Origin of the sequence: Nocardioides sp., from assembly GCF_036267815.1 — a bacterium.
In the GTDB taxonomy this organism is placed as follows: Bacteria; Actinomycetota; Actinomycetes; order Propionibacteriales; family Nocardioidaceae; genus Nocardioides.
In genome coordinates this window covers 1-1,735 of sequence record NZ_DATAVI010000062.1, presented here as the reverse complement: position 1 = coordinate 1,735, position 1,735 = coordinate 1, and the positions used below count along the sequence as shown (strand labels likewise).

At 67.9% G+C, this 1,735-nt stretch carries 1 protein-coding gene; it reads left to right on the top strand.

Annotated elements, in window-relative coordinates:
• A partial coding sequence (locus tag VHW64_RS13360) for an aconitate hydratase AcnA (protein ID WP_329651058.1) occupies positions 1-1,650 on the top strand: 1,650 nt, incomplete at its 5' end.
• Positions 1,651-1,735: the final 85 nt, after the last annotated feature.

Here is a 1,735-nt window from a genome sequence, read left to right as displayed (position 1 = left end):
TCGCTGACCGAGTCGCGCGACGCCTTCCGGATGGCGCTGGAGGACCTCGTCGGTGACGACGAGTCAGAGGACAGCGAGGACGAAAGCCTGGCCGACAGCTTCCCGGCGTCGGATCCGGTGTCCACGCACGTCCCCAACGGCGACGGCCACGGCCCGGCGGGAGGCACCGGCGGCGCGCAGGTCGCCGACCGCAAGCAGGCGCGTACCCCGCTCACCCTCGAGGACGGGACCGAGACCGAGCTCGACCACGGCCACGTCGTCATCGCGGCGATCACGAGCTGTACCAACACCTCCAACCCGTCGGTCATGCTCGGCGCGGGGATCCTGGCGCGCAACGCCGTGCAGAAGGGGCTGCAGGTCAAGCCCTGGGTCAAGACCTCGCTCGCGCCCGGATCCAAGGTGGTGACCGAGTACCTGGAGCGCGCCGGGCTGGACGAGTACCTCGACGCGCTGGGCTTCAACCTCGTCGGCTATGGCTGCACCACGTGCATCGGCAACAGCGGACCGCTGCCGCAGGAGATCTCCGACGTCGTGGGTGCCGAGGACCTGGCCGTCGTCTCGGTGCTGTCGGGCAACCGCAACTTCGAGGGCCGCATCAACCCCGACGTGAAGATGAACTACCTCGCCTCCCCCCCGCTGTGCGTCGCGTACGCGATCGCCGGAACGATGGACATCGACCTCTATGACGACCCGCTGGGCGAGGACAAGGACGGCAACCCCGTGTATCTCAAGGACATCTGGCCCGATTCCAAGGAGGTGGGTCAGACCGTCGAGGAGGCCGTCCAGTCAGACATGTTCCACAAGTCCTACGGACAGGTCTTCGACGGCGACGAGCGCTGGAACTCGCTCGAGGTGCCGACCGGCGATGCCTTCGAGTGGGATGAGCGCTCCACGTACGTGCGCCGGCCGCCGTTCTTTACGGAGATGCCGCGCGAGCCCGAGCCGCTGGAGGACATCATCGACGCCCGCGTGCTGGCGAAGCTCGGCGACAGCGTCACCACCGACCACATCTCCCCGGCCGGCTCGATCAAACGTGACGGACCTGCCGCGGCGTACCTCAACGAGAACCATGTCGAGTCGCGGGACTTCAACTCCTACGGGTCGCGCCGCGGCAACCACGAGGTGATGATGCGCGGCACCTTCGCCAACATCCGCCTGCGCAACCAGCTCGCTCCGGGCACCGAGGGCGGCGTGACCAAGTACCTGGGCGGCGACGGCGACGACGAGATGTCGATCTACGACGCCGCCATGCGCTACATCGACCAGCACGTCCCCCTCATCATCCTGGCCGGCAAGGAGTACGGCTCGGGATCCTCGCGCGACTGGGCGGCGAAGGGCACGCGCCTGCTGGGCGTGCGGGCGGTCATCGCCCAGAGCTTTGAGCGCATCCACCGCTCCAACCTGATCGGCATGGGCGTGCTGCCGCTGCAGTTCTCAGACGGCGATTCGGTCGAGTCCCTGGGTCTCACCGGCCGGGAGAAGTTCACCATCAAGGGGATCGCCGACGCCGACCAGGTGCCGCGAACCCTGACGGTCGTCGCTGACGGCACGGAGTTCGAGGTCACCGTCCGGATCGATACGCCCAAAGAGCAGGTCTATTACCGGCACGGCGGCATCCTCCAGTACGTGCTGCGCGAGCTCCTGGTCTAGATTCCCCGGCCATGGCGACTCCTGAGCTGTTGCACCGGCTGCTGGTCGCGGCCGGACCGTCGGGCCGCGAGACCGCGCCCGCCAA